The organism is Blastococcus sp. TF02A-30, from assembly GCF_003319185.1.
In the GTDB taxonomy this organism is placed as follows: Bacteria; Actinomycetota; Actinomycetes; order Mycobacteriales; family Geodermatophilaceae; genus Blastococcus.
On the sequence record NZ_QOHJ01000002.1, the window covers coordinates 451,261 to 477,312 of the forward strand.

The 26,052-nt window shown below is 72.7% G+C and carries 19 protein-coding genes; 16 read left to right on the top strand and 3 right to left on the bottom strand.

Going from position 1 to position 26,052, the window contains the following annotated elements; genetic code table 11:
- Nucleotides 1-32: 32 nt before the first annotated feature.
- Together treY and glgX are read right to left on the bottom strand one after the other, a co-directional pair.
- Nucleotides 33-2,339, bottom strand: coding sequence for a malto-oligosyltrehalose synthase (gene treY, locus DQ241_RS06520; RefSeq protein WP_113829333.1), 2,307 nt, complete (start codon nucleotides 2,337-2,339; stop codon nucleotides 33-35).
- The gene (gene glgX / locus DQ241_RS06525) at nucleotides 2,336-4,447 is read right to left on the bottom strand and encodes a glycogen debranching protein GlgX (RefSeq protein ID WP_113829334.1); all 2,112 of its coding nucleotides are present in this window, start codon (nucleotides 4,445-4,447) and stop codon (nucleotides 2,336-2,338) included. The genes treY and glgX overlap by 4 nt, the downstream gene beginning before the upstream one ends.
- Before the next feature lie 478 nt (nucleotides 4,448-4,925).
- On the opposite strand from glgX, the gene uvrB reads away from it, so the two are divergent.
- The 6 genes from uvrB to DQ241_RS06555 all read left to right on the top strand — a co-directional run bounded on the left by uvrB (nucleotide 4,926) and on the right by DQ241_RS06555 (nucleotide 12,728).
- A complete protein-coding gene (gene uvrB / locus DQ241_RS06530; protein ID WP_113829335.1) occupies nucleotides 4,926-7,043 on the top strand; it encodes an excinuclease ABC subunit UvrB in 2,118 nt (705 codons plus the stop codon).
- Nucleotides 7,044-7,386: 343 nt separating this feature from the next.
- Nucleotides 7,387-8,496, top strand: coding sequence for a TerC family protein (locus DQ241_RS06535; RefSeq protein WP_233492281.1), 1,110 nt, complete (start codon nucleotides 7,387-7,389; stop codon nucleotides 8,494-8,496).
- A 101-nt stretch (nucleotides 8,497-8,597) separates the two neighbouring features.
- Nucleotides 8,598-9,692, top strand: a complete 1,095-nt coding sequence (locus tag DQ241_RS06540; RefSeq protein ID WP_113829337.1) for a TerC family protein — start codon at nucleotides 8,598-8,600, stop codon at nucleotides 9,690-9,692.
- A 39-nt stretch (nucleotides 9,693-9,731) separates the two neighbouring features.
- Complete coding sequence (locus DQ241_RS06545) at nucleotides 9,732-11,780, top strand: S9 family peptidase (protein ID WP_113829338.1); 2,049 nt, start codon at nucleotides 9,732-9,734, stop codon at nucleotides 11,778-11,780.
- Between the two features lie 71 nt (nucleotides 11,781-11,851).
- A complete protein-coding gene (locus DQ241_RS06550) occupies nucleotides 11,852-12,145 on the top strand; it encodes a hypothetical protein (RefSeq protein ID WP_113829339.1) in 294 nt (97 codons plus the stop codon).
- Nucleotides 12,146-12,176: 31 nt separating this feature from the next.
- Nucleotides 12,177-12,728: a dihydrofolate reductase family protein gene (locus DQ241_RS06555; RefSeq protein WP_113829472.1), complete on the top strand. Its 552-nt coding sequence runs from the start codon at nucleotides 12,177-12,179 to the stop codon at nucleotides 12,726-12,728.
- A gap of 7 nt (nucleotides 12,729-12,735) precedes the next feature.
- Here the strand turns inward: DQ241_RS06555 and DQ241_RS06560 are convergent, their stop codons facing one another.
- Complete coding sequence (locus DQ241_RS06560) at nucleotides 12,736-13,398, bottom strand: MBL fold metallo-hydrolase (RefSeq protein ID WP_113829340.1); 663 nt, start codon at nucleotides 13,396-13,398, stop codon at nucleotides 12,736-12,738.
- 48 nt (nucleotides 13,399-13,446) lie between these two features.
- Between DQ241_RS06560 and DQ241_RS06565 the strand changes: the two genes are divergently transcribed.
- The 10 genes from DQ241_RS06565 (at nucleotide 13,447) to yvcK (ending at nucleotide 26,014) form a co-directional block, all read left to right on the top strand.
- Entirely contained in the window at nucleotides 13,447-14,859 is a 1,413-nt protein-coding gene (locus DQ241_RS06565; RefSeq protein ID WP_113829341.1) for an amidase, read from the top strand.
- Between the two features lie 162 nt (nucleotides 14,860-15,021).
- The gene (uvrA, locus tag DQ241_RS06570; protein ID WP_113829342.1) at nucleotides 15,022-17,913 is read left to right on the top strand and encodes an excinuclease ABC subunit UvrA; all 2,892 of its coding nucleotides are present in this window, start codon (nucleotides 15,022-15,024) and stop codon (nucleotides 17,911-17,913) included.
- Nucleotides 17,914-18,039: 126 nt separating this feature from the next.
- Nucleotides 18,040-19,023 carry a tripartite tricarboxylate transporter substrate binding protein gene (locus tag DQ241_RS06575; protein WP_113829343.1) on the top strand — a complete coding sequence of 328 codons (984 nt, stop codon included), beginning with the start codon at nucleotides 18,040-18,042 and terminating at the stop codon, nucleotides 19,021-19,023.
- The gene (locus DQ241_RS06580) at nucleotides 19,020-19,577 is read left to right on the top strand and encodes a tripartite tricarboxylate transporter TctB family protein (RefSeq protein WP_113829344.1); all 558 of its coding nucleotides are present in this window, start codon (nucleotides 19,020-19,022) and stop codon (nucleotides 19,575-19,577) included. Before DQ241_RS06575 ends, DQ241_RS06580 begins: the two co-directional genes overlap by 4 nt.
- On the top strand, nucleotides 19,556-21,157 hold the full coding sequence (locus DQ241_RS06585; protein ID WP_233492261.1) for a tripartite tricarboxylate transporter permease: 1,602 nt from the start codon (nucleotides 19,556-19,558) through the stop codon (nucleotides 21,155-21,157). Before DQ241_RS06580 ends, DQ241_RS06585 begins: the two co-directional genes overlap by 22 nt.
- On the top strand, nucleotides 21,154-21,564 hold the full coding sequence (locus DQ241_RS06590) for a universal stress protein (RefSeq protein ID WP_199584141.1): 411 nt from the start codon (nucleotides 21,154-21,156) through the stop codon (nucleotides 21,562-21,564). The genes DQ241_RS06585 and DQ241_RS06590 overlap by 4 nt, the downstream gene beginning before the upstream one ends.
- 117 nt (nucleotides 21,565-21,681) lie before the next feature.
- Nucleotides 21,682-21,990, top strand: coding sequence for a hypothetical protein (locus DQ241_RS06595; RefSeq protein WP_113829346.1), 309 nt, complete (start codon nucleotides 21,682-21,684; stop codon nucleotides 21,988-21,990).
- A gap of 153 nt (nucleotides 21,991-22,143) precedes the next feature.
- The gene (gene uvrC, locus DQ241_RS06600; RefSeq protein WP_113829347.1) at nucleotides 22,144-24,147 is read left to right on the top strand and encodes an excinuclease ABC subunit UvrC; all 2,004 of its coding nucleotides are present in this window, start codon (nucleotides 22,144-22,146) and stop codon (nucleotides 24,145-24,147) included.
- Nucleotides 24,144-25,058, top strand: coding sequence for an RNase adapter RapZ (gene rapZ, locus DQ241_RS06605; protein WP_113829348.1), 915 nt, complete (start codon nucleotides 24,144-24,146; stop codon nucleotides 25,056-25,058). The genes uvrC and rapZ overlap by 4 nt, the downstream gene beginning before the upstream one ends.
- Nucleotides 25,058-26,014: a uridine diphosphate-N-acetylglucosamine-binding protein YvcK gene (gene yvcK / locus DQ241_RS06610; RefSeq protein ID WP_113829349.1), complete on the top strand. Its 957-nt coding sequence runs from the start codon at nucleotides 25,058-25,060 to the stop codon at nucleotides 26,012-26,014. Before rapZ ends, yvcK begins: the two co-directional genes overlap by 1 nt.
- Nucleotides 26,015-26,052: the final 38 nt, after the last annotated feature.

Sequence of the window (26,052 nt, forward strand, 5' to 3'; positions counted from 1 at the left end):
GCTATCGGCGGCCGCCGGCCACGCCGTCGTCGCTACGCGCGGACGAGCAGGGCGACCGGGAGCTTCGCGAGCAGCGCGTCGACCGGGATGCCGGCGACGTCGGAGACGAAGCGCCCGCCGGTGAGCAGGTCCTGCCACGCGCCGGTCGGCAGCTGCAGGGCGGTGTCGCCCCAGCCGGTGCCGGCCAGGGTCGCGGGCAGCCGCGTCCCGACGGTCACCGCGCCGCCCCGGTCGAAGGCGACGACGTGGTCCGCGGCCTCGCCGCGCACCTCCACCGGCGCGTACCCCTCGAACCACTCCGGGTGGTCGCGGCGGGCGCGCAGCACCCGCGACACGACGAGCAGCTTGGCGGCGCCCGTCTCGTCGACCGCGGGCACCTCGCCGGCGTCGAGCCGGGCCAGCAGCTCCCGGCGGCGCGCGTAGTCGACCGGACGGCGGTTGTCCGGGTCGACCAGCGAGAAGTCCCAGAGCTCGGTGCCCTGGTAGACGTCCGGGACGCCGGGCATGGTCAGCTGCAGCAGCTTCTGGGTCAGCGAGTTCGACCAGCCGAACGCCTCGATCCGCGCCACGAACTTGGTGATCCGGGCCGCCGTCGCCTCGTCGTCGTACGCGGCGTCGACGAGCGCGTGCAGCTGCTCCTCGAACTCCTGGACCGGGTTGGTCCAGGTGGTCGACGTCCCGGCCTCGCGGGCGGCCTTCTCGACGTAGGCGTGCGCCCGCTCCCGGGAGAGCGGCCAGGCACCGACCAGGTTCTGCCAGACCAGGTGGGCCAGCGGGCGGTCGGCCAGCGGGTGCCGGGAGAGCAGGTACCGCACCAGGCTCGCCCACTCGGTCGGCAGCTCGGCCAGCACCGCCAGCCGGGCGCGCACGTCCTCGCTGCGCTTGGTGTCGTGCGTGGACAGCGTGGTCATGGCCTGCGGCTTGACGGCCAGCCGGTTCTGCTGGGCGGCGTGGAAGCCGGCCACCGAGGTCCCGAAGTGCGCCGGGTCGCCGCCCACCTCGTTGAGCATCACGAACCGGGCCCACCGGTAGTAGGCGCTGTCCTCGACGCCCTTGGCCATCACCGGCCCGGACGTCTGCTCGAACCGGGTGGCCAGCTCGGTGCCGGCCTGGCCGAGCAGCGGGTGCAGCGCCTCCACGGCCGGCACGAGGTCGGGCCGCCGCTCCTTGACCGCGGCCACCGTCTCGTCGAGGTGCCGCCGGCCGTCGGGCAGGTAGCTGCGGTAGACGGGGAAGGACGCGAGCAGCTCGGCCAGCGCCTCGCGCACCCGGTCGGCCGGCAGACCGGGCAGGTCGCCGACGATCCGCTGCAGCCGGGCGACCTCCGAGCCGAGCATGCCGTCGGTGACCTCGCGCTTGCAGTCGTGCACCAGCTGCGCGTAGTCGACGGCCTTGCCGGCCAGCTCGGTGTCCAGCGCGGTGAGCGCGGGCTCGCCGGCCGGGTGGACCAGCACCTGGTCCACCTCGCTGAGCGCGTCGTACCCGGTGGTGCCGGCGGTCGCCCAGCCCTCGGGCAGCTCCTCGCCGGGCTCGAGGATCTTCTCGACGACGGTCCACCGGCCGCCGGAGGCCTCCGCGAGGCGGTCCAGGTAGCCCTTGGGGTCGGCCAGCCCGTCCGGGTGGTCGATCCGCAGCCCGTCGACGGCGCCGTCGCGGACCAGCTGCAGCACCAGCCGGTGCGTCGCGTCGAACACCGCCGGGTCCTCGACCCGCAGGCCGGCGAGCGTGTTGATCGCGAAGAACCGCCGGTAGTTCAGGTCGGAGTCGGCGCGCCGCCAGTCGACCAGCTCGTAGTGCTGGCGGGCGTGCACCTCCTGCGGTGTCCCGTCCCCGGTGCCCGGCGCGATGGGGAAGCGGTTGTCGTAGTACCGCAGCTCGCCGTCCACCAGTTCGAGCTTCTCGACGTCGTCCGCCGACCCGAGCACCGGGATGCGGACCTTCCCGCCGCCGAAGTCCCAGTCGACGTCGAAGGCGGCGGCGTGCTCGGAGTCGCGGCCGTGCTGCAGGACGTCCCACCACCAGCGCGCCGCCGACGGGTCGTCGACGCCCATGTGGTTGGGCACCAGGTCCAGCACCAGGCCGAGGCCGTGCTCGTGCAGCGCGGCGACGAACCGGTCGAGACCCTCCTCGCCGCCGCGCGCCTCGTCGATGTGCCCGTGGTCGACGGTGTCGTAGCCGTGCGTGCTGCCCTCGGCCGAGCGCAGCAGGGGGGAGGAGTAGGCGTGGCTCACCCCGAGGTCGGCGAGGTAGCCGGCCACCTCGGCGGCGTCCTGGAGCGGGAAGCCGGCGTGCACCTGGAGGCGGTAGGTGGCCGACGGCACCGCCCGCGGCTCGGTCACTGGGCGGGGCCCGTCAGCACGACGATCGAGCGGCCCTGGACGGTGACCGTCTCGCCCGGCTTCAGCTCGACCGGCTCGACCTCGTGCATCTCCGCGGTGTCGAGGACCGGCGTCCACGCCTGGCAGTAGTCGGAGCTGGGCAGGGTGAACTCGATCGGCTCGTGCGAGGCGTTGTAGGCCAGGTAGAAGTGGTCGTCCTGGACGTACTCGCCGCGCTCGTCCATCTCGCGGATGCCGACCCCGTTGAGGTAGACGGCTAGCGACTTGGCGTAGCCGACGTCCCAGTCGTCGTCGCCCATCTGCTCGCCCTCGGGCGTCAGCCAGTCGATGTCGGGCACCGGCTCGCCCAGCCCGCGGCGGACCGGCCGGCCGTGGAAGAAGCGGCGACGGCGGAACGTCGGGTGGTCGGTCCGGAGCTTGGTCACCTTCTTGGTGAACTCGAGCAGCCCCTCGTCGACGTTCTCCCAGTCGATCCAGGTCAGCTCGGAGTCCTGGCAGTAGCCGTTGTTGTTGCCGCCCTGCGACCGGCCGAGCTCGTCGCCGTGCAGCAGCATCGGCACGCCCTGGCTGAGCATCATCGTGGCGATGAAGTTGCGCCGCTGCTGGGCGCGCAGCTGCAGGATCTCCGGGTCGTCGGTCGCGCCCTCGACCCCGCAGTTCCAGCTCCGGTTGTGGCTCTCGCCGTCGTTGTTGCCCTCGCCGTTGGCCTCGTTGTGCTTCTCGTTGTAGGAGACGAGGTCGTTGAGCGTGAAGCCGTCGTGCGCGGTGACGAAGTTGATGCTGGCCACCGGGCGCCGTCCCGAGTGCTGGTACAGGTCGGCCGAGCCGGTGATCCGGCTGGCGAACTCGCCGACGGTCGCGTCCTCGCCGCGCCAGAAGTCGCGGACGGTGTCGCGGTACTTGCCGTTCCACTCCGTCCACAGCGCCGGGAAGTTGCCGACCTGGTAGCCGCCCTCGCCGACGTCCCACGGCTCGGCGATGAGCTTGACCTGGCTGACGACCGGGTCCTGGTGCACCAGGTCGAAGAAGGTGGCCAGCCGGTCCACGGCGTGCAGCTCGCGGGCCAGAGCCGAGGCGAGGTCGAAGCGGAAGCCGTCGACGTGCATCTCGGTGACCCAGTACCGCAGCGAGTCCATGATCAGCTGCAGCGACTGCGGCGTCCGGACGTTGAGCGTGTTCCCGGTGCCGGTGTAGTCCATGTAGAACTGCTCGTCGCCCTCGACGAGCTTGTAGTACGTGCGGTTGTCGATGCCGCGGAACGACAGCGTCGGGCCCATGTGGTTGCCCTCGGCCGTGTGGTTGTAGACGACGTCGAGGATGACCTCGATGCCGGCCTCGTGCAGGGCCCGCACCATGCCCTTGAACTCCTGCACCTGCTGGCCCGACGTCGTGTTCGACGCGTACTCGTTGTGCGGCGCGAAGAAGCCGATCGTGTTGTAGCCCCAGTAGTTGCGCAGGCCCTTCTGCTGCAGGGTGTCGTCCTGCACGAACTGGTGCACCGGGAGCAGCTCGATCGCGGTGATCCCCAGCTCGGTCAGGTGCTCGATCGTGGCCGGGTGGGCGACGCCGGCGTAGGTGCCGCGCAGCTCCTCGGGGATCCGCGGGTTGGTCATCGTCAGACCCTTGACGTGGGCCTCGTAGATGACGGTCTTGTTGTAGGGGGTCTTCGGCGGGCGGTCGACGCCCCAGTCGAAGAACGGGTTGACGACGACGGACTTCGGCATGTGCGCCGCGGAGTCGTCGTCGTTGCGCTCCTTGGTCTCGAAGTCGTAGCCGAACACCGACTGGTCCCAGTCGATCTGGCCGTCGATGGCCTTGGCGTACGGGTCGAGCAGCAGCTTGTTCGGGTTGCAGCGCAGCCCTTGCGACGGGTCGTGCGGTCCGTGCACGCGGAACCCGTACTTCTGCCCCGGGTGGATGCCGGGCAGGAATGCGTGCCAGACGTAACCGTCCATCTCGGGCAGCCGGATGCGTTCCTCGTTGCCCTCGTCGTCGAAGAGGCACAGCTCGACCTTCTCGGCGACCTCGCTGAAGATCGCGAAGTTCGTGCCGGTGCCGTCGTACGTGGCCCCGAGGGGGTAGGCGCTGCCGGGCCATACCTGCGTCATCGTGCGGGCTTCCTCCTGCTGTGGCTGCCCCCGGACATGGGGGCAGGGCCTCCTCCCACGATCTTCGTGGACGGCGGCTTGTCGGGGCGACCGTCGACGGGTGCCCGGGCGGAGGGCTCCGCACACCTGATCCGGGCGTGAGATGCAGCGCTGCGCAGCAGGCGGTGCGACGACGCCTCCCGCGGCCGGGCCGCGGGAGGCGTCGTGCGCAGGTCCGGCCGGGACGCCGCAGCGTCCCGGCCGCCGGGGCGGGCACCTGCGCGGCGCCCGGGCCCTGGCCGGGGAGCACGCGCAGCGGGGTCCGACCTCGCCCGGGATCCCGGGTGGCGCTGGTCCCCGATGGTGACCGCTCCTGCGACGGAGCACGCTAGGGGGAGCGCCGGGGGCAGGACAAGTACCTCCGCGCACCCCGGCGGCCACGCAGTCCCAGCACGCGCAGCCACCCGTTCTGTCACAGGTGCGTCGTACCTTCGTCTCCGTGCGCACGACCACCGACCTCCGGCCCACGCAGGGCCGTTTCCAGGTCGTCAGCGAGTTCGAGCCCTCGGGCGACCAGCCGACGGCCATCAAGGCCCTCGCCGAGAAGGTGAACGCGGGGGAGAAGGACGTCGTCCTCCTCGGCGCCACCGGCACCGGCAAGTCGGCCACCACCGCGTGGCTGATCGAGCAGGTGCAGCGGCCCACGCTGGTCATGGCGCCCAACAAGACCCTGGCCGCACAGCTGGCCAACGAGTTTCGCGAGCTGCTGCCGAACAACGCCGTCGAGTACTTCGTCTCGTACTACGACTACTACCAGCCCGAGGCCTACGTCCCGCAGACCGACACCTACATCGAGAAGGACTCCTCGATCAACGAGGAGGTCGAGCGGCTGCGGCACTCGGCCACCAACGCGCTGCTCACCCGGCGCGACGTCGTCGTGGTCGCCACGGTGTCCTGCATCTACGGCCTGGGCACGCCGGAGGAGTACGTCGACCGGGCGCTGAAGATCTCGGTGGGGGAGGAGCGCGACCGCGACGAGCTGCTGCGCACCCTCGTCACCGAGCAGTACACCCGCAACGACCTCTCCTTCACCCGCGGCACGTTCCGGGTGCGGGGCGACACGATCGAGATCTTCCCGGTCTACGAGGAGCTCGCCGTCCGGATCGAGATGTTCGGCGACGAGGTCGAGCGGCTCTACTACCTGCACCCGCTCACCGGTGAGGTCGTGCGGGAGGTGGAGGAGCTGTTCGTCTTCCCCGCCACCCACTACGTCGCCGGCCCCGAGCGCATGGAGCGGGCGATCACGAACATCGAGGCCGAGCTCGAGCAGCGGCTGGCGGAGCTGGAGAAGCAGGGCAAGCTGCTCGAGGCGCAGCGGCTGCGCATGCGCACCACCTACGACATCGAGATGATGCGCCAGGTCGGGTTCTGCTCCGGCATCGAGAACTACTCGCGGCACATCGACGGCCGGGCGCCCGGCAGCGCCGGCGCCTGCCTCATCGACTACTTCCCCGACGACTTCCTGCTCGTCATCGACGAGTCGCACGTGACCGTGCCGCAGATCGGCGGCATGTACGAGGGCGACATGAGCCGCAAGCGGACGCTGGTCGAGCACGGGTTCCGGCTGCCCTCGGCCATGGACAACCGCCCGCTGAAGTGGGAGGAGTTCACCGACCGGATCGGCCAGACCGTCTACCTGTCGGCGACGCCGGGCGACTACGAGCTCGGCCGCACCCAGGGCGAGGTCGTCGAGCAGGTCATCCGCCCCACCGGGCTGGTCGACCCCGAGGTCGTGATCAAGCCGACCAAGGGCCAGATCGACGACCTGGTGCACGAGATCCGGGTCCGCACCGAGAAGGACGAGCGGATCCTGGTCACCACGCTGACCAAGAAGATGGCCGAGGACCTCACCGACTACCTGCTCGAGATGGGCATCAAGGTCCGCTACCTGCACTCCGAGGTCGACACGCTGCGCCGGGTGGAGCTGCTGCGCGAGCTGCGGCAGGGCGAGTACGACGTGCTGGTCGGCATCAACCTGCTGCGCGAGGGCCTCGACCTGCCCGAGGTGTCGCTGGTGGCGATCCTCGACGCGGACAAGGAGGGCTTCCTCCGGTCGAGCAAGTCGCTGATCCAGACCATCGGCCGGGCGGCGCGCAACGTCTCCGGCCAGGTGCACATGTACGCGGACAAGATCACCCCGTCCATGGAGCAGGCGATCGACGAGACGAACCGCCGGCGCGAGAAGCAGATCGCCTACAACACCGAGCACGGCATCGACCCGCAGCCGCTGCGCAAGAAGATCGTCGACATCCTCGACGGCATCTACAAGGCCGCGGACGACGCCGAGTCGGCCACCGAGCTGCTCGGCGGGTCGGGTCGGCAGCAGTCGCGCGGCAAGGCGCCGGTGCCCGGGCTGTCGTCGAAGGGCAAGGCGAAGGCCGGCTCGATCGACGTGCAGGGCCTGCCGCGGGCGGAGCTGGCCGACCTCATCACCCAGATGAACGACCAGATGCTCGCCGCCGCGCGCGAGCTCCAGTTCGAGGTGGCCGCCCGGCTGCGCGACGAGCTCAACGAGCTGAAGAAGGAGCTGCGCCAGTTCGACGCCGCGCACGCCTAGCGGCGGCGTCCCGTCCTGGACGGTGTGCGTCCGCGGCGTCTTCCGACCATGGAAGGCGCCGCAGTCGCACATCGCCGCATGGAACGCTCACCGGCCGACCGGCCCCGACGTTCTGGGGACTCCGGGAACTCGGCGGGCGGCCGGTGCGTTGCACCCCCTGAACCACACGGGACGTGCGGCCATGACGGCATGCGCGTCCCCGGTTCGTGGAGGGGAGTATCCCGCCGCGACCGCGTCGTCAGTACGGGATCCCGTGATCCCCGGCCGGTCGGCCGCCCTCAGGGCGGTGGGAGAGACCTCCGGTTGCTGACGTCTGCCAGTTCCGGAGGTTCCTACGTTGGACGTGCCCTTCTGGGTGTGGGCTGTCACGGTCGGGTTGATCGTGGGCATGCTCGTCTTCGACTTCGTCGGCCACGTGCGCACGCCGCACGCCCCGACGCTGCGTGAATCGGCGATCTGGTCGGCGGTCTACGTCGGCATCGCCCTGGTCTTCGGCGTCCTGGTCCTGTGGGGCTGGGGTGCCGGATACGCCGGCGAGTACTTCGCCGGTTACATCACCGAGAAGAGCCTCTCGGTCGACAACCTGTTCGTCTTCGTGCTGATCATGGCCAGCTTCGGCGTGCCACGGGAGCTGCAGCAGAAGGTGCTGCTGTTCGGCATCACGTTCGCGCTGCTGCTGCGGACCGTGTTCATCCTCGTCGGCGCCGCGGCCATCGAGAACTTCAGCTGGGTCTTCTACCTGTTCGGCGCGATCCTGATCTGGACCGCCTGGGTGCAGGCGCGCAGCGGCGGCCACGACGACGAGAACTTCGAGGAGAACGCCGTCCTCCGGTTCGCCCGGCGGGTGCTGCCGACGACGGAGCAGTACGAGGGCGACCGGATGACCGTCCGGATCGACGGCAAGCGCTTCATCACCCCGCTGGCGATCGCGCTGCTGGCCATCGGCACCGCCGACGTCATCTTCGCCGTCGACTCGATCCCGGCGATCTTCGGCCTGACCCAGGAGACCTACCTGGTCTTCACCGCGAACGCCTTCTCCCTCCTGGGCCTGCGGCAGCTGTTCTTCCTCATCGACGGCCTGCTGGACCGGCTGGTCTACCTCTCCTACGGCCTGGCGGTCATCCTCGGCTTCATCGGCGCCAAGCTGGTCATCCACGCGCTGCACACCAACGAGCTGCCGTTCATCAACGGCGGTGAGCACGTGACGGTGGTCCCGGAGATCCCGACCTGGCTGTCGCTGTCGGTCATCCTGGTGACCCTGGTCGTGACCACGGTGGCGAGCCTGGCCAAGAGCAAGCGGGACCGCGCCGAGCACGCCGCGACCCACGTCGTCGCCCCGGACGCGCCGCTGGCCCCGGGCGTCCCGGACGCCCCGCAGGCGGGGGAGGTGGCCGACGCCGTCGGCCCCACCGACGCGGAGCGCGGAACGGACGCGCCCGCTCCCCGGCACTAGACCGCCGGCTCCGGTGGGGACGGCGTGGCCGTCCCCACCGGGGATCCGCCGCCCGTCCGCCACCACGCCGGGTGGCGGGGCGCCCCGTAGAGTGAGCGCCCGTGGAGCTCCCCGTCTGGTTCGAGGTCGCGACGTTCGTGGGGCTCACGGTCCTGCTGCTCGCGGACCTGGCCATCGTCGCCCGTCGCCCGCACGAGCCCTCCATCAAGGAGGCCAGCCTGTGGGTGAGCTTCTACGTGGGGCTGGCCCTGGTCTTCGGCCTGCTGATGCTGGCGTTCACCAACGGCACGTACGCCACGGAGTTCTACGCCGGCTGGCTGACCGAGTACTCGCTCTCGGTCGACAACCTGTTCGTGTTCGTGATCATCATGGCCCGCTTCGGGGTGCCGCGGAAGTTCCAGCAGGAAGCGCTGATGATCGGCATCATCATCGCGCTGGTCCTGCGCGGGATCTTCATCCTGCTGGGCGCGGTGGTCATCGAGCGCTTCGTCTGGGTCTTCTACGTCTTCGGCGCCTTCCTCATCTACACGGCGATCAACCTGGTCCGGCACCGCGGCGAGGACGAGGAGTACGAGGAGAACGCCTTCATCCGGCGCATGCGCAAGGTCCTGCCGATCACGAAGGACTTCCACGGCGCCAAGATCCGGGTGACCGAGGGCGGCCGGAAGATGTGGACGCCGATGATCGTGGTCATCCTGGCGCTCGGCACCACCGACCTGATCTTCGCGCTGGACAGCATCCCGGCGATCTTCGGCCTGACCCGCGAGCCGTTCATCGTCTTCACCGCGAACGTCTTCGCCCTGATGGGGCTGCGCCAGCTGTACTTCCTGCTCGGCGGCCTGCTGCAGCGGCTGGTGTACCTGTCGCTGGGTTTGGCCGTGATCCTCGCCTTCATCGGCGTGAAGCTCATCCTCGAGGCGGTGCACGAGAACCAGCTGCCCTTCGCCGGGCACCGGGAGCCGCTGGAGAGCGTGCCGGAGATCCCGATCTGGCTGTCGCTCACGATCATCCTGGGCGTCCTCGTGCTCGCGACCGTCGCCAGCCTGCTCAAGACCCGCGGGCAGCTGGCCTCCCCGGGTGCGCCCTCGGTCGACCGGGAGACGGCGGAGTCCGTGCCGACCGGTGGCCCCGAGGCCGCCGCGGCCGCCGAGAGCCGGATCGCCGAGGAGTCGAGCGAGGGGCGCGCCGGGCGCTGACCGCCGGCCCTCCGGAACCGCTCGGCTAGCGTCGGCGGCATGCGCCCGCACGACCTCGACCTGCTCCGGACGCCGGGCGTGCCGACCGTCTCCCCGGACGGCCGGATCGCCGTCGTCGCGGTCGGCCGCCCCGACCTCGACGCCGACGAGTACCGCGGCCGGCTGTGGGCGGTGCCCACCGACGGGTCGGCGCAGCCCCGCCCCATCTCCAGCGGCACGCGGGACGCCTCGCCGTCCTTCTCACCGGACGGCCGGTGGCTGGCGTTCCTCGGCGCGGAGGAGGGCGGCAAGCCGCAGGTGCACGTGCTGCCCACCGCGGGCGGGGAGGCCCGCCGGCTCACCGACCACCCGCTGGGCGCCGGCGTCCCGGTGTGGTCGCCGGACTCCCGCCGGCTGGCCTACACGGCCCGCGTGCCGGAGCCGGGGCGCTACGGCACCACCGAGGGCGTCGGCCCCGAGGCGGAGGCGCCGCGGCTGATCACCACGCTGCAGTACCGGCGCGACGGCGTCGGGTTCCTGCTCGACCGGCCCAGCCAGGTCTTCGTCCTCGACCTGCCCGCCGACCTGCGCGACGACGACGCGCCCGAGCCGGTCCAGGTGACCACCGGCGACGCCGACTGCACCGACGTCACCTGGCGCCCCGACGGCGCGGCGCTGGCGTTCGTCTCGGCGCGGCACCCCCGCGCGGACCGCGACCTGGTGCACGACGTCCACGAGATCGGCGTCGACGGGTCCGGCCTGCGGCGGCGCACCGGCTCGCGCGGTGACTGCAGCCACCCGACCTACGCGCCCGACGGCACGCTCGTGGTCACCGCCGTCCCGGACCTCGGCCCGGACGGGGTCGACTTCGTCGCCCGCCAGGCGGTGCCGTGCCGGGTGGCCGACGACGGCGCGCTGCAGCCGCTGCTCGACCCCGCGGAGCACCACCGGGGCGACGGCACCCCGGGCACGGTCCTGGCCGACGGGGCGGTGCTGGTCGGCGTGGAGCGCCGCGGCGCGGTGGAGCTGCTGCGGGTGCCCCTGGACGGCGGCCCGCCGCAGGTGCTGGTCGACGGGCCGTTCACCGTGCGGGGCTTCGCGGCCGCCGGCGGCGTCGTCGTCGCCACCGTGGCGCACGACCGGTCGGCGGGCGAGCTGGTGGCGCTGTCCGGGGGCGGGCGCCGGCTGCTGACCGGCTTCGGCGCCGAGCTGGGGGCGACGGGCCGGGTGCGCCGCATGCGGGAGCGCACGGCGACCGCGCCCGACGGCTACCCGGTGCACGGCTGGGTCACCACGCCGCCCGGTCCCGGTCCGCACCCGGTGCTCCTCACCATCCACGGCGGCCCGTTCGCCCAGTACGGCTGGGCGCTGTTCGACGAGACCCAGGTCTACGTCTCCGCCGGCTACGCGGTGGTGCAGTGCAACCCGCGCGGCTCCTCCGGCTACGGGTCCGCGCACGGCCGGGCGGTGCGCCAGGCCATGGGCACGGTGGACGCCGACGACGTGCTGGCCTTCCTCGACGCCGCGCTCGAGGACCCGGCGCTGGACGCCGACCGCGTCGGCGTGATGGGCGGCTCGTACGGCGGCTACCTGACGACCCTGCTCATCGGCCGCACCGACCGGTTCGCCGCGGCGATCAGCGAGCGCGCCTTCACCGACCCGGTCAGCTTCGTCGGGTCCTCGGACATCGGCTGGGTCTTCCCCGACCAGTACGTGGGCACCGATCCCGAGCGCGTGGCCGCGCAGAGCCCGATGGCCGCGGCGGCCGCGATCACCACGCCCACGCTGGTGATCCACTCCGAGGAGGACTGGCGCTGCCCCCTCGAGCAGGGGGCGCGGCTCTACGTCGAGCTCAAGCGGCGCGGTGTCCCCTCGGAGCTGCTGCTCTTCCCGGGGGAGGGGCACGAGCTGTCCCGCTCGGGCCGGCCCCGGCACCGGCTCGCCCGGTTCGAGCACGTCCTCAGGTGGTGGGCGCGCTGGCTGCCGACACCGCAGAACCCCGGGCCGGCGACGGCGGAGCTGGTCGTGCCGGTCCCGGACGCGACGTCGCCCGACGAGGAGCCGGAGGGCGCCGAACCGCTCAGCGTGCGGACGACGCGGGTCCGCTGAGCTGTCGTTGCAGTCGCTGCAACCAACCCGTCGACCTCCCGCTGGAGGGCTCGGGGGCCTAGCGTCGGGGGATGGCCCTCATCTACCCCGTCCTCGCCGACGCTCCCGAGCCCGCCGAGGACGCCGATCCGGACTTCGCCGAGCTCGCCGCCGACCTCTCCGACTCGTGGCTCGTCGAGATCGCGGTGGGGAAGGACGGCGACGAGGGGTGCTTCGGGCCGCTCAGCGCCCGGGCCGCCTGGGACCTCGCCGTGGGGGTGGACCAGCGCCGTCCCGACTGGGCGGTGTCGGTGCTGCCGCTGTACCAGCCCGGGACGCCGGACGAGCTGGTCGAGGCGTTCGAGGAGGAGGACGCGGAGGGCTGAACTTGTCGTACCCGTGCGCCAGGGTGGCGGCATGGATGCCTCCTTCTCCGCCGCCATCTACCTCGGCATGAGCGTCGACGGGTTCATCGCCCGCCTCGACGGCGACCTCTCCTGGCTCACCGGCGGCGACGAGGCCGGCGGCCCGCCGGACGACGGCGGGGGCGGCGACTTCGGGTTCGCCGAATTCGTCTCCGGCGTCGACGCCCTGGTGATGGGCCGGTCGACCTACGACGTCATCGCGCCGATGGCGGAGTGGCCGTACCAGGGCAAGCCGGTGCACGTGCTCAGCACGACGCTCCCCGAGGGCGCCGACACCCGGATCACCGTGCACCGCTCGTTCGAGGAGGCCGTGGCCGCGCTCTCGGCGGCCGGTTACCGGAAGGTGTACGTCGACGGCGGCCGTACGGCGCACAGCTTCCTCGCCGCCGGCCTGGTCTCCGAGCTGACGCTCACCCGCGTGCCGGTGCTGATCGGCACGGGGCTGACGCCGTTCGGGCCGCTGGCCGGCGACATCCGGCTGGCGCACCGGCGCACGGAGTCGTTCGCCGGCGGCGCGGTGCAGAGCACCTACGACGTGCGCTGAGCAGCGGTCACCAGCCGCGGGCCCGCCACTCGCCGAGGTGCGGCCGCTCCGCGCCGAGGGTCGTGTCCTTGCCGTGGCCGGGGTAGACCCAGGTGTCGTCCGGCAGGACGTCGAACAGCCGCTGCTCGACGTCGTCGATCAGGCTGGCGAACCGGGCCGGGTCCTGCTGGGTGTTGCCCACCCCGCCGGGGAAGAGGCTGTCGCCGGTGAAGACGTGCGTGCCCGCGTCGCCGGGGCCGCGCCAGACCAGGGCGATGCTGCCGGGGGTGTGGCCGCGCAGGTGCACCACCTCGAGCACCTGCTCGCCGACGGCCACGGTGTCGCCGTGCTCGACCGGCCGCCGCACCGGCACGGGGAGGTCGGCGGCGTCGGCCGGGTGGGCGACGGTCTCCGCGCCGGTCTCCTCGACCACCCGGGGGAGGGCGCGGTGGTGGTCCCAGTGCCCGTGCGTGGTGACGACGGTGCGCAGGCCGCCGTCGCCGACCAGCGCGAGCAGCGCGTCCGGCTCGGCGGCCGCGTCGACCAGCAGCTGCTCGCCGGTGGCGGTGCAGCGCAGCAGGTAGGCGTTGTTGGCCATCTCGCTCACGGCCAGCTTGCTGATCGTCAGCCCGGGGAGCTCCCGCACGTCGGCGGGACCCCCGACCTCGACGTCACCGGTGTACGGGCTCATCAGGCCTCCGTTCGGAAACTGTCGGCGTCCGCCGTTACGGTCGGCGGCATGGACGCTAGCGGAGCTGTCGGCGCACGTCGGACCGTCGGTCTCCCGGCCACGGAGATCGCGGCCCTCGTGCGTTCGGGGGAGGTCACGGCGGTCGACGTCGTGCGCGCCCACCTCGAGCACCTCGACGAGGTCGACGCCCGGGTCGGCGCCTTCCGCGTGCTGCGCCGCGAGGCGGCGCTGGCCGAGGCCCGGGCGGTCGACACCGCGCTCACCCGGTTCGCCCTGCCGCTGGCCGGGGTGCCGATCGCGGTCAAGGACAACGTGGCCGTGGCCGGCGAGGTGATCACCGACGGCTCCCCGGCGTGCCGGCAGGAGGTGGCGGCCAAGGACCACCCGGTCGTCACCCGGCTGCGCAAGGCCGGCGCGGTGGTCGTCGGCATCACGCACGCGCCGGAGCTCTGCCTCTACGCGGCCACCGACGGGCCGGGCGCGGTGAGCCGCAACCCCTGGGACACCGCGCGCTCGCCGGCCGGCAGCTCGGGCGGCAGCGCCGCGGCGGTCGCCTCGGGATCGGTCCCGCTCGCCCACGGCAACGACGGGATGGGCTCGCTGCGGCTGCCCGCGGCGGCGTGCGGCCTGGTCACCCTCAAGCCCGGGCGCGGCGTCGTCCCGGCCGAGATCGGGTTCGACAGCTGGTCGGGGATGGCGGAGAACGGCGCGCTGGCCACCACGGTCGCCGACCTCGCGGTGGCGCACGCGGTCCTGGCCGGCCAGGAGCGGGCCGCGCCGGCGGACCTCACGCGGCCGCTGCGCGTCGCCGTCAGCACCACCTCGCCGGTGCCCGGCGTGCGGGCCGACCGCGAGGCGCTGGCCGCCGTCGAGCGGGTCGTCGCGGCGCTCACCGCGGCCGGGCACACCGTCGTCCGCCGCGACCCCCCGATCACCCCCGGCGCCGCGGCCGGGGCGCTCGCCCGCTGGATGGCGGGTGCGGAGGACGACGCCGAGCACCTCGGGCTCGACCGGGCGGCGCTCCAGCCGCGCAGCCGCACGCACGCCCGCATCGGCCGGCTCGTCCGCCGGGCCGGGCTGGTCCGGCCCGCGGCCCAGGAGCGCTTCCGCGAGCGCATGACCGGCTTCTTCGACGACGTCGATCTGCTGCTCACGCCCGTCACGACTGGCCCGCCGCTGCCGGCCCGGCCCTGGCACGAGCGCGGCTTCCTGGCCAACGTGACGGCCAACGCCCGGTGGGCACCGTGGACGGCGGCCTGGAACTACGCCGGCCTCCCCGCGCTGGTCCTGCCGGCCGGCGTGCGGACCGCTCCCGAGGTGCCGCTCGCCGCCCAGTTCGTCGGCCCCCCGGGCGCCGAGGCGCGGCTACTCTGGATCGCCGGAGAACTGGAGCGCCTGCTTCCGTGGCGCCGCTACGCGCCGGTCTTCGACCCCACCGCGCCGATGGCCGCCGCGACCTGAGCCCGGCCTCCCCGCCGACGCAGCTCACACCGCGGGGGCGGACGACCACGGCGGGTGGCGGCGTTACCAGCAGCGATGCCACGCCACCGCACGTCGTCCGCAGCAGCCAGCCTCGCGACACCGCCTCTGCCACACCCACCCACAGCGACCGACAGGGATCACATGGACCGGCTCGTCGTCCGCGGCGCCCGAGAGCACAACCTCAAGAACGTCGACATCGACCTCCCGCGCGACGCGCTGATCGTGTTCACCGGGCTGTCGGGCTCCGGGAAGTCGAGCCTGGCGTTCGACACGATCTTCGCCGAGGGCCAGCGCCGCTACGTCGAGTCGCTGTCGGCCTACGCGCGCCAGTTCCTGGGCCAGATGGACAAGCCCGACGTCGACTTCATCGAGGGGCTGTCCCCGGCGGTCTCGATCGACCAGAAGTCGACCAACCGCAACCCCCGGTCGACCGTCGGCACCATCACCGAGGTCTACGACTACCTGCGCCTGCTCTACGCCCGCGCCGGCCAGCCGCACTGCCCCAACTGCGGCAAGCCGATCTCCCGGCAGACCCCGCAGCAGATCGTCGACCAGGTGCTCGCCATGGAGGAGGGCACCCGGTTCCAGGTGCTCGCCCCGGTCGTCCGCGCGCGCAAGGGCGAGTACGTCGACCTGTTCAGCTCGCTGCAGACCCAGGGCTTCTCCCGCGTCCGCGTCGACGGCACCGTGCACTCGCTGACCGAGCCGCCGAAGCTCAAGAAGCAGGAGAAGCACTCCATCGAGGTCATCGTCGACCGGCTCACCGTCAAGGAGAGCGCCAAGCGGCGGCTCACCGACTCGGTGGAGACCGCGCTCGGCCTGGCCGGCGGACTCGTCGTCCTGGACTTCGTCGACCTGCCCGACGACGACCCGCAGCGCGAGCGCACCTTCTCCGAGCACCTGGCGTGCGTCGACGACGGGCTGTCCTTCGAGGCGCTCGAGCCCCGCTCGTTCTCGTTCAACTCGCCGTTCGGCGCCTGCCCGGAGTGCACCGGCATCGGCACCCGCAAGGAGGTCGACCCGGAGCTCGTCGTCCCCGACCCGGAGAAGAGCCTCGCCCAGGGCGCCATCGCCCCGTGGTCGACGTCGATGAGCAACGAGTACTTCACCCGGCTGCTCACCGGCCTGTCGCAGCAGATCGGCTTCTCGATGGACGAGCCGTGGGAGCGGCTGCCGGCCAAGGTGCAGAAGGCGATCCTGCACGGCTCGCCGGACCAGGTGCACGTGCGCTACAAGAACCGCTACGGCCGCGAGCGCAGCTACTACGCCGCGTTCGAGGGCGTGCTGCCCTTCCTCGAGCGCCGGCACGAGGACACCGACAGCGAGTACATGAAGGACAAGTACGAGGGCTACATGCGGGACGTCCCGTGCCCCGTCTGCCACGGCACCCGGCTCAAGCCGGAGATCCTCGCGGTGAAGCTCAACGACCGCTCGATCGCCGAGGTCACCGACCTGTCCATCGGCGAGGCGTCGCAGTGGCTGGGCGCCCTGGAGCTGGGCGAGCGGGAGAAGGCGATCGCCGACCGCGTGCTCCGCGAGATCCAGGCCCGGCTGTCCTTCCTGGTCGACGTCGGCCTGGACTACCTCTCGCTCAACCGTCCCGCGGCCACCCTCGCGGGCGGGGAGGCGCAGCGCATCCGGCTGGCCACCCAGATCGGCTCCGGCCTGGTGGGTGTCCTCTACGTGCTGGACGAGCCGTCGATCGGCCTGCACCAGCGCGACAACACCCGGCTGATCGAGACGCTCGTCCGGCTGCGCGACATGGGCAACACGCTCATCGTCGTCGAGCACGACGAGGACACCATCCAGGTCGCCGACTGGGTGGTCGACATCGGCCCCGGCGCCGGAGAGCACGGCGGCGAGGTGGTCGTCAGCGGCACCGTGGCGGAGCTGCTGGCCAGCGAGCGGTCGATCACCGGGCAGTACCTGTCCGGGCGGAAGAAGATCGAGATCCCGGAGAAGCGCCGCGAACCGACCCCGGGCCGCGAGCTGGTCGTCAAGGGCGCGCGCGAGAACAACCTGCGCGGCGTCGACGTGACCTTCCCGCTCGGCGTGCTGGTCTCGGTCACCGGTGTCTCCGGCTCGGGCAAGTCCAGCCTGGTCAACGACATCCTGTACAGCGTCCTGGCCAACGAGCTCAACCGCGCCCGGCTGGTGCCCGGCCGGCACCGCACGGTGACCGGCCTGGAGCACCTCGACAAGGTCGTGCACGTCGACCAGTCGCCGATCGGCCGCACGCCGCGGTCCAACCCGGCCACCTACACCGGCGTCTGGGACCAGGTCCGCAAGCTGTTCGCGCAGACCTCCGAGGCGAAGATCCGCGGCTACCAGCCCGGGCGGTTCTCCTTCAACGTCAAGGGCGGCCGCTGCGAGGCGTGCTCCGGCGACGGCACGCTGAAGATCGAGATGAACTTCCTGCCCGACGTCTACGTGCCCTGCGAGGTGTGCAAGGGCGCCCGGTTCAACCGGGAGACCCTCGAGGTGCACTACAAGGGCAAGACGGTCGCCGAGGTCCTCGACATGCCGATCGAGGAGGCCGCGGAGTTCTTCGAGGCCATCCCGTCGATCGCCCGCTACCTGCGGACGCTCACCGAGGTCGGCCTGGGCTACGTCCGGCTCGGCCAGCCCGCGACCACGCTCTCCGGCGGTGAGGCGCAGCGGGTGAAGCTGGCCAGCGAGCTGCAGAAGCGCTCCAACGGCCGCAGCATCTACGTCCTCGACGAGCCGACCACTGGCCTGCACTTCGAGGACATCCGCAAGCTGCTCATGGTGCTGCAGGGCCTGGTCGACAAGGGCAACTCGGTGATCGTCATCGAGCACAACCTCGACGTCATCAAGAGCGCCGACTGGCTCATCGACATGGGCCCCGAGGGCGGGTTCCGCGGCGGTACGGTCGTGGCCGAGGGCCCGCCGGAGTTCGTCGCCTCGGTGCCCGAGAGCCACACCGGCCGGTACCTGGCGAAGATGCTCGACCCCGAGGCGGTCGCGGCCGCCGCAGCCCCGAAGAAGAGGGCCCGCAAGAAGGCCAGCTGAGCACGACGACGGCGCTCCTCCCCGCATCCCGGGGCGGGCGCCGTCGCCGTCCCGGTCGGGTGGCGCCCGGGGGGCGACAGGAGTGGACTGACGCCACGTCCTGAGAGACCGGGAGGTTCGACCGCTGTGCCGCTGTCCCGCAGGTCCTTCCTCGCCGGTGCCGTGGCCGCGCCGCTGCTGGGGGGCCTCGCCGCCTGCGCCGGGACGGTCGTGCAGCCCGGTGACCTCTCCCGGCTGCGGATCATGGCGCCGGCCAGCCCCGGCGGCGGGTGGGACACCACCGCCCGCGTCATGCAGCGGGTGATCCAGAGCTCCGGGCTGGCCCGCAACGTGCAGGTGTTCAACATCGAGGGCGCCGGCGGGGTCATCGGGCTCGGGCAGCTCGGCCGCGAGGACGACGACGCGCTGCTCATGATGATGGGCCTGGTCATGGTGGGCGCCGTCGACACCAACGAGTCGGAGACCCGGCTCGACGACGTGACCCCCATCGCCCGGCTGATCGGCGAGACCGAGCTGATCGTCGCCGCCGCCGACGCGCCGTTCGACGATCTCGAGGGGTTCGTCGAGGCGTGGCGGGCCGACCCGGCCGGCACCCCGATCGCCGGCGGCTCGGCCGGCGGCACCGACCAGATCCTCGCCGGGCTGCTCGCCCAGGCCGCCGGCATCGACCCCGGCCTGATCAACTACATCCCGTACTCCGGCGGCGGCGAGTCGCTGTCCGCGCTGCTCGGCGGGCAGGTGGCCGCCGGCATCTCGGGCACCGCCGACTACGGCCCTCAGGTGCAGGGCGGCGACCTGGTGGGGCTGGCCGTCTCCACCGCCGAGCGCTCCGACCAGGTGCCCGACGTCCCCACGCTGGTGGAGTCCGGCTTCGACGTCGAGGTCTCCAACTGGCGCGGGGTGATGGCCCGGCCGGGCATGACCGACTCCGCCCGCGAGGACCTGATCCAGCTCGTCGTCGACATGCACGACAGCGACGAGTGGGCCGAGGCGCTGGAGAACAACGGGTGGGACGACCAGCTGCTGACCGGCGACGAGTACGGCGAGTTCCTGGCCGAGGAGGAGACGCGCGTGCGGCAGATCCTGCAGGAGATCGGCCTGATCTCGTGAGCACCGCCCAGGGGCTGCCGCCGGACGCGGCGCCGGAGCCGACGCCTCCCGGGGAGCAGCCGGGCCGCAACACCGGCGAGCTGGTGATGGCCGGCCTGCTCGCCGCCCTGGGGCTGTACCTGGTCCTGGACGCCGGCAGCATCGCGGTGCCTGGATCGTCGAACCAGGTGGGGCCGCGGTTCTTCCCCTACCTCGTCGGCGGCGTCGTCCTGGCCACCGGCATCGCGCTGGGCGTGCGGGTGTGGCGCGGCGACCAGGGCCCGGCCGACGAGAGCGAGGACGTCGACCCGACGGCGGGCACCTCCTGGCAGGCGGTCGCGATCATCTCCGTCGCGTTCCTCGCCCACGCGCTGCTGATCAACGTCGTCGGCTGGCCGCTGGCCGTCACGCTCATGTTCGCCACGGTCGCGTGGGCCCTGGGCGCGCGCGGCATCGTCCGGCCGCTGATCGCCGGGGGCATCGCGGCGGTCGTGGTCTGGATCGTCTTCGTCAAGGCCCTGAACGTGGCGCTGCCCGGCGGCACGCTCCTCGAGTGGGCGACGGACTGGTTCTGATGGACGCCCTCGGCGACCTGGTCGGCGGTCTCGGCGACGCGCTGACCCCGCAGAACCTGCTCTTCGCGCTGCTCGGCGTGCTGCTGGGGACCGCGGTCGGCGTGCTCCCCGGCATCGGGCCGGCGATGACGGTCGCGCTGCTGCTGCCGGTCACCTACGTCCTGGAGCCGACCAGCGCGTTCATCATGTTCGCCGGCATCTACTACGGCGGCATGTACGGCGGGTCGACGACGTCGATCCTGCTCAACACCCCCGGCGAGTCCAGCTCGATCATGACCGCGCTCGAGGGCAACAAGATGGCGAAAGCCGGGCGGGGGGCCGCGGCGCTGGCCACCGCGGCGCTCGGCTCGTTCGTCGCCGGCACCATCGCCACGCTGCTCCTCGCCCTCGTCGCCCCGACCGTGGTCGACCTGGCCATCGGCATCACCGCGGCCGACTACTTCGCGATCGCCGTCCTCGCGTTCGTCGCCGTCGCCACGGTGCTCGGCGCCTCCCCGCTGCGCGGCCTGGCCTCGCTGGGCATCGGCCTCTACCTGGGGCTGGTCGGCACCGACGTCCTCACCGGGCAGGAGCGGTTCACCCTCGGCGTCCCGCAGCTCTCCGACGGCATCGACGTCGTCGTCGTGGCGGTGGCGCTGTTCGCCGTCGGCGAGGCGCTCTACGTGGCCTCCCGGCTGCGGCGCGGCCCGGTGCAGGTGATGGGGGCGTCGGGGTCGTGGTTCACCCGCGAGGACCTCCGCCGGTCGTGGAAGCCCTGGCTGCGCGGCACCGCGTTCGGCTTCCCGTTCGGGGCCCTGCCCGCCGGTGGCGCGGAGATCCCCACGTTCCTCTCGTACGCGACCGAGCGGAAGCTGAGCAAGCACCCGGAGCAGTTCGGGAAGGGCGCGATCGAGGGCGTCGCCGGGCCGGAGGCGGCGAACAACGCCGCGGCGGCGGGCGTGCTGGTCCCGCTGCTGACCCTGGGCATCCCGACGTCGGCGACCGCGGCGATCATCCTGGCCGCCTTCCAGGGCTACGGCATCCAGACCGGGCCCACGCTGCTCACCACCGAGTCGCCGCTGGTGTGGACGCTGATCGCGTCGCTGCTGATCGGCAACTTCATGCTGCTGGTGCTCAACCTGCCGCTGGTCGGCCTGTGGGTGAAGCTGCTGCGCATCCCGCGGCCCTACCTCTACGCCGGCATCCTGATGTTCGCCTCGCTCGGCTCGTACGCGGTCAACGCCGATCCGCTCGACCTGGTGCTGCTGCTGGTCATCGGGCTGCTGGGCTTCTTCATGCGCCGCTACGGCTGGCCGGTGGCCCCGGCGGTCATCGGGCTGATCCTCGGGCCGATCGCGGAGACCAACCTGCGGCGCGCGCTGGCCATCAGCGGCGGCGACCTCGGCGTCCTGGTGGAGAGCTGGGTGAGCCGCATCGTGCTCGGCCTGGTGCTGCTCGCGCTGGTCGGCCCGATCGTGCTGCGGCTGGTCCGCGGCCCCCGGTCCACACCGGAGGAGCTCCAGCAGGAGGGGACGCTCCAGCACCGGGTGCCCGCCGGGCGGGGCCGCGGGGACGACGAGGAGGAGGAGGAGGACCGGTGAGCTCCGGGGTGGTGGTGGTCGGGTTCGTGCCGGGCCCGCGCGGGGAGGCCGCGCTGCAGCACGCCGTCGAGGAGTGCCGGCGGCGCGGGGCGCGGCTCGTCGTCGTCAACTCGTCGCGCGGGGATGCCCTGGTCGACGAGCGGTTCGTGCAGGGCGAGCCGCTGCGCCGGCTGCAGGACGAGCTGACCGTCTCCGGGGTGCCGGCCGAGCTGCGCCAGCCGGTGCGCGGTCGCGACGTCGCCGAGGAGCTGGCCGACGTGGTCCGGGAGACGGGAGCCGAGCTGCTGGTGATCGGGCTGCGCCGGCGCACCGCGGTCGGCAAGCTGCTCATGGGCAGCGCGGCGCAGCGGATCCTGCTGGACGTCGAGTGCCCGATCCTGGCGGTGAAGAGCGCGCCGGGGGACTGACCGCCCGACCTCGCGGCCCGCTGCGCTTGTGCTGTTCGCCACATCCGGCCTACCCTGGATGTGACCGACGCCACTCACGGGCCTCCGCTGGGTGACGAGTCGTCGAGGAGGACCGCGATGAGCACGCTGACGCCCGACTGCGATCCGGACATGAGCCACTGCGGTCAGCCGTGGCAGGGGAAGGGCAAGCCCGGCTCGGGGCTCCTCTCCGCCGTCGTGCTCGTCGGGCTGCTCGGTGTCGCGCTCCTCGTCGTGACCAAGGACGTCGTGGCCGACGCGTTCGACCTCGTCGCCGTCCCGATCGGCGTGCTGGCTGCGGCGCTGCTGGTGCGGCGCGGCGTGCGGCTCGCCGTCCGCGGTGCGTCCGCCGTGGCCGCGCGGGTGCCCCGGGGCGTGCCCGTGCGCCGCTCGCAGCCGGTCGGGTGACCGCCGGCCACCGCTGACCGACCGCCCGGAGCGGGCCCCCGACGGGGGCCCGCTCCGTCGTGCGCCGCTCTCCCGCGGTCGGACGGTGTGACGGGCGGGGCGCACGAGCCCCGGGGCGGGCGGCGTGTCGCACCCGCGACCTAATCTGGAGCCATGGCCGACCCGTCGACGTACCGCCCGGCGGTCGGCTCCATCCCCGAGAGCCCGGGCGTCTACAAGTTCCGCGACCCCAACGGCCGGGTCATCTACGTGGGCAAGGCCAAGAGCCTCCGGCAGCGGCTGAACAGCTACTTCGCCGACGTCGCGGGGCTGCACCCGCGCACCCGCCAGATGGTGACGACCGCGTCGAGCGTCGAGTGGACCGTCGTCGGCACCGAGGTCGAGGCGCTGCAGCTCGAGTACAACTGGATCAAGGAGTTCGACCCCCGGTTCAACGTCCGGTACCGCGACGACAAGAGCTACCCGTCGCTGGCCGTGACGCTGAACGAGGAGTACCCCCGGCTGCAGGTGATGCGCGGGCCCAAGAAGAAGGGCGTCCGCTACTTCGGCCCCTACGCCCACGCCTGGGCGATCCGCGAGACGCTGGACACGCTCACCCGCGTCTTCCCGGCCCGCACCTGCTCCAACGGCGTCTTCAAGCGGGCCGGGCAGATCGGCCGGCCCTGCCTGCTGGGCTACATCGGCAAGTGCGCCGCCCCGTGCGTCGGCAAGGTCTCCGCCGAGGAGCACCGCGAGATCGTCGACGACTTCTGCGACTTCATGGCCGGGCGCACCGACCAGATGATGAAGCGGCTCGAGCGCGACATGACCGCCGCCGCCGAGGCGATGGAGTACGAGAAGGCCGCCCGGTTGCGTGACGACCTCGGCGCCCTCAAGCGGGCCATGGAGAAGCAGGCGGTCGTGCTCGGCGACGGCACGGACGCCGACGTGGTCGCCTTCGCGCAGGACGAGCTCGAGGCCTCGGTGCAGGTCTTCCACGTCCGCGGCGGGCGGGTCCGCGGCCAGCGCGGCTGGATCGTGGACAAGGTCGAGGAGGTCACCACCGGCGAGCTGGTGGAGCAGTACCTCCTGCAGGTGTACGGCGGCGTCGACGAGCAGACCGGCTTCGTCGAGTCGGGGGAGTCGGTGCCCAAGGAGGTGCTGGTCCCCGAGCTGCCCGCCGACGCCGACGTCTACGAGGAGCTGCTCTCGGAGCTGCGCGGCAGCCGGGTCTCGCTGCGGGTCCCGCAGCGCGGCGACAAGCGGGCGCTGCTCGAGACGGTCGAGAAGAACGCCAAGGAGGCATTCGTCCGGCACCGGGTGAAGCGGGCCAGCGACCTCACCGCCCGCTCCCTGGCGCTGTCGGAGCTCCAGGAGGCGCTCGAGCTGCCCGACGCCCCGCTGCGCATCGAGTGCATCGACATCAGCCACGTGCAGGGCACCAACGTGGTGGCGTCGATGGTGGTGTTCGAGGACGGCCTGGCGAAGAAGTCCGACTACCGCCGGTTCAGCGTCACCAACGGAACCGACGACACCGCGGCGATGGCCGAGGTGGTCCGGCGGCGGTTCGCCCGGCACCTCAAGGAGGAGCAGGACCGGCGCGACGAGCAGGGCGTCGCCGCCGAGGAGGGCCGGCCGCGCCGGTTCGCCTACCCGCCGAACCTGCTGGTCGTCGACGGCGGAGCGCCGCAGGTGGCGGCCGCCGCCCGGTCGCTGGACGAGCTCGGCATCGTCGACGTCGCCGTCTGCGGGCTGGCCAAGCGCATGGAGGAGGTGTGGCTGCCGGGCGAGAGCGACCCGGTGATCCTGCCGCGCACCTCCGAGGCGCTGTACCTGCTGCAGCGGGTGCGCGACGAGGCGCACCGGTTCGCGATCACGTACCACCGGCAGAAGCGGTCGACCAGCATGCTGGTCTCCCTGTTGGACGACGTCCCCGGTCTCGGGGAGGCGCGGCGGAAGGCCCTGATGAAGCAGTTCGGATCGCTCAAGCGGCTGCGTGCCGCCACGGTCGAGGAGCTCATGGCGGTGCCGGGCATCGGCCGGCGCACCGCCGAGGCGGTGCAGGCGGCGATCGCCGAGCCCGTGGAGTCCACCACCGCGCCGCAGGGGCCCGCCGAGCGCGGCACGCCCGCCGACGGCGCGGGGTCCACCGCCGAGGTCGGCCGGGTGGCCTCGTGACCGGGCCGCAGACCGACGTCGCCCCTCCTCTCGACCCGGCGAGCACCGAGACCCAGCCGCTCGAGGTCGTCGTCGTCACCGGCCTGTCCGGAGCCGGCAAGAACAGCGCCGGGCGGGTCCTCGAGGACCTCGGCTGGTTCGTCGTCGACAACCTGCCGCCGGCGCTGCTGCTGCCGATGGTGGAGCTCGGGGCGCGCGGCGACCTCCGCCGCTTCGCCGCGGTCGTCGACGTCCGCAGCCGGGCCTTCTCCAGCGACCTGGAGGAGGCCATCCGCACCCTGGCCGACGCCGGGCACCGGCCCCGGGTGGTGTACGTGCACGCCCGGGACGAGGTGCTGGTGCGCCGGTACGAGTCCAACCGGCGCGAGCACCCGCTGCAGGGCAACGGCACGCTCATCGACGGCATCTCCGCGGAGCGGTCGCTGCTCACCGGCATCGCCGGCGAGGCCGACCTCTGGGTGGACACCAGCGACCTCAACGTGCACCAGCTGCGGGCCACGCTGGAGAACGCCTTCGCCCGCGACGGCGCCACGCCGCCGCTCACCGCCACGGTCATGAGCTTCGGGTTCAAGTACGGGCTGCCCCTGGACGCCGACCTCGTCGTCGACGCCCGCTTCCTGCCCAACCCGCACTGGGTGCCGGAGCTGCGGCCGCACACCGGGCGCGACGCCGACGTCCGCGACTACGTGCTCGGCCAGGAGGGGGCGCAGGAGTTCCTCGACCGCTACAGCGACGTCCTGCGCCTGCTCGTGCCGGGCTACCGCCGCGAGGGCAAGCGCTACCTGACGCTCGCGGTCGGCTGCACCGGTGGCAAGCACCGCAGCGTGGCCATCGCCGAGGAGTTCGCCCGCCGGCTGTCCGCCGACGGCATCGCCGCCGTCGCCCGGCACCGCGACCTGGGCCGCGAGTAGTGGGCGGCTCGCAGGCGCCGCGGGTCGTCGCGCTCGGGGGCGGCCACGGCCTGGCCGCCTCGCTCGCGGCCTGGCGGCGGATCACCCCGCACCTGACCGCCGTGGTCACCGTCGCCGACGACGGCGGCTCCTCCGGGCGCATCCGGCGGGAGATGCCGGTCCTCCCTCCCGGTGACCTCCGGATGGCGCTGGCCGCCCTGGCCGGGCAGGACGACCGCACCCGGCTGGTCGCCGACCTGCTCCAGCACCGCTTCGGCGGCACCGGGGCGCTCGCCGGTCACCCGGTGGGCAACCTGGTGCTCACCGGGCTGGTGGAGATGCACGGCGGCGACACCGTCGCCGCGCTCGACCGGCTCTCGGACCTGCTCGGCTGCGCCGGGCGGGTGCTGCCGATGGCCGACGTGCCGCTGGACCTGGTCGCGCACGTCGAGAGCACCGATCCCGACGATCCGGCCCGCTTCCGCACCATCCGCGGGCAGGTCGCGATCGCCTCCACCCCGGGCCACGTGCGCGAGATCGTCGTCTCACCTCCGGATCCGCCGGTCAACCCCGCGGTGCTCGACGCGATCGCGGCGGCCGACGTCGTGACGCTGGGCCCGGGGTCCTGGTACACCTCGGTCCTCCCGCACCTGCTGGTGCCGCAGCTGCGGGCAGCGCTCGCCGCGACCAGCGCGCGGGTGGTGGTGGTGCTGAACCTCGAGCCGCAGCCGGGGGAGACCGACGGCTTCTCGCCGGAGGAGCACGTGGCGGTGCTGCAGGCGCACCTGCGCGGGGTGGCGTTGCACACCGTCATCGCGGACGCGGATTCGGTTGTTGACCGCCGTGGTCTCCTGTCTGCGGTGCGCGAGTGCGGCGCCGAGCTCCTCCTGGCGCCGGTCGCCGAGCTCGACGGGGCGCCGCGGCACGACCCGGTTCGGTTGTCCGCAGCCCTGGCCTCCGTGGTCGGGGTGCGCTGAAGGAGTAGGGGGAGCCGGGCGGGTTATCGCACCACGGT

What these genes read in the sequence shown, in the direction of transcription:
- glgX (WP_113829334.1), bottom strand. Translation starts at nt 4,447, where the DNA reads ATGACGCAGGTATGGCCCGGCAGCGCCTACCCCCTCGGGGCCACGTAC.
- DQ241_RS06545 (WP_113829338.1), top strand. Translation starts at nt 9,732, where the DNA reads ATGCGCCCGCACGACCTCGACCTGCTCCGGACGCCGGGCGTGCCGACC.
- DQ241_RS06550 (WP_113829339.1), top strand. Translation starts at nt 11,852, where the DNA reads ATGGCCCTCATCTACCCCGTCCTCGCCGACGCTCCCGAGCCCGCCGAG.
- DQ241_RS06555 (WP_113829472.1), top strand. Translation starts at nt 12,177, where the DNA reads ATGGATGCCTCCTTCTCCGCCGCCATCTACCTCGGCATGAGCGTCGAC.
- DQ241_RS06560 (WP_113829340.1), bottom strand. Translation starts at nt 13,398, where the DNA reads ATGAGCCCGTACACCGGTGACGTCGAGGTCGGGGGTCCCGCCGACGTG.
- DQ241_RS06565 (WP_113829341.1), top strand. Translation starts at nt 13,447, where the DNA reads ATGGACGCTAGCGGAGCTGTCGGCGCACGTCGGACCGTCGGTCTCCCG.
- uvrA (WP_113829342.1), top strand. Translation starts at nt 15,022, where the DNA reads ATGGACCGGCTCGTCGTCCGCGGCGCCCGAGAGCACAACCTCAAGAAC.
- DQ241_RS06595 (WP_113829346.1), top strand. Translation starts at nt 21,682, where the DNA reads ATGAGCACGCTGACGCCCGACTGCGATCCGGACATGAGCCACTGCGGT.
- uvrC (WP_113829347.1), top strand. Translation starts at nt 22,144, where the DNA reads ATGGCCGACCCGTCGACGTACCGCCCGGCGGTCGGCTCCATCCCCGAG.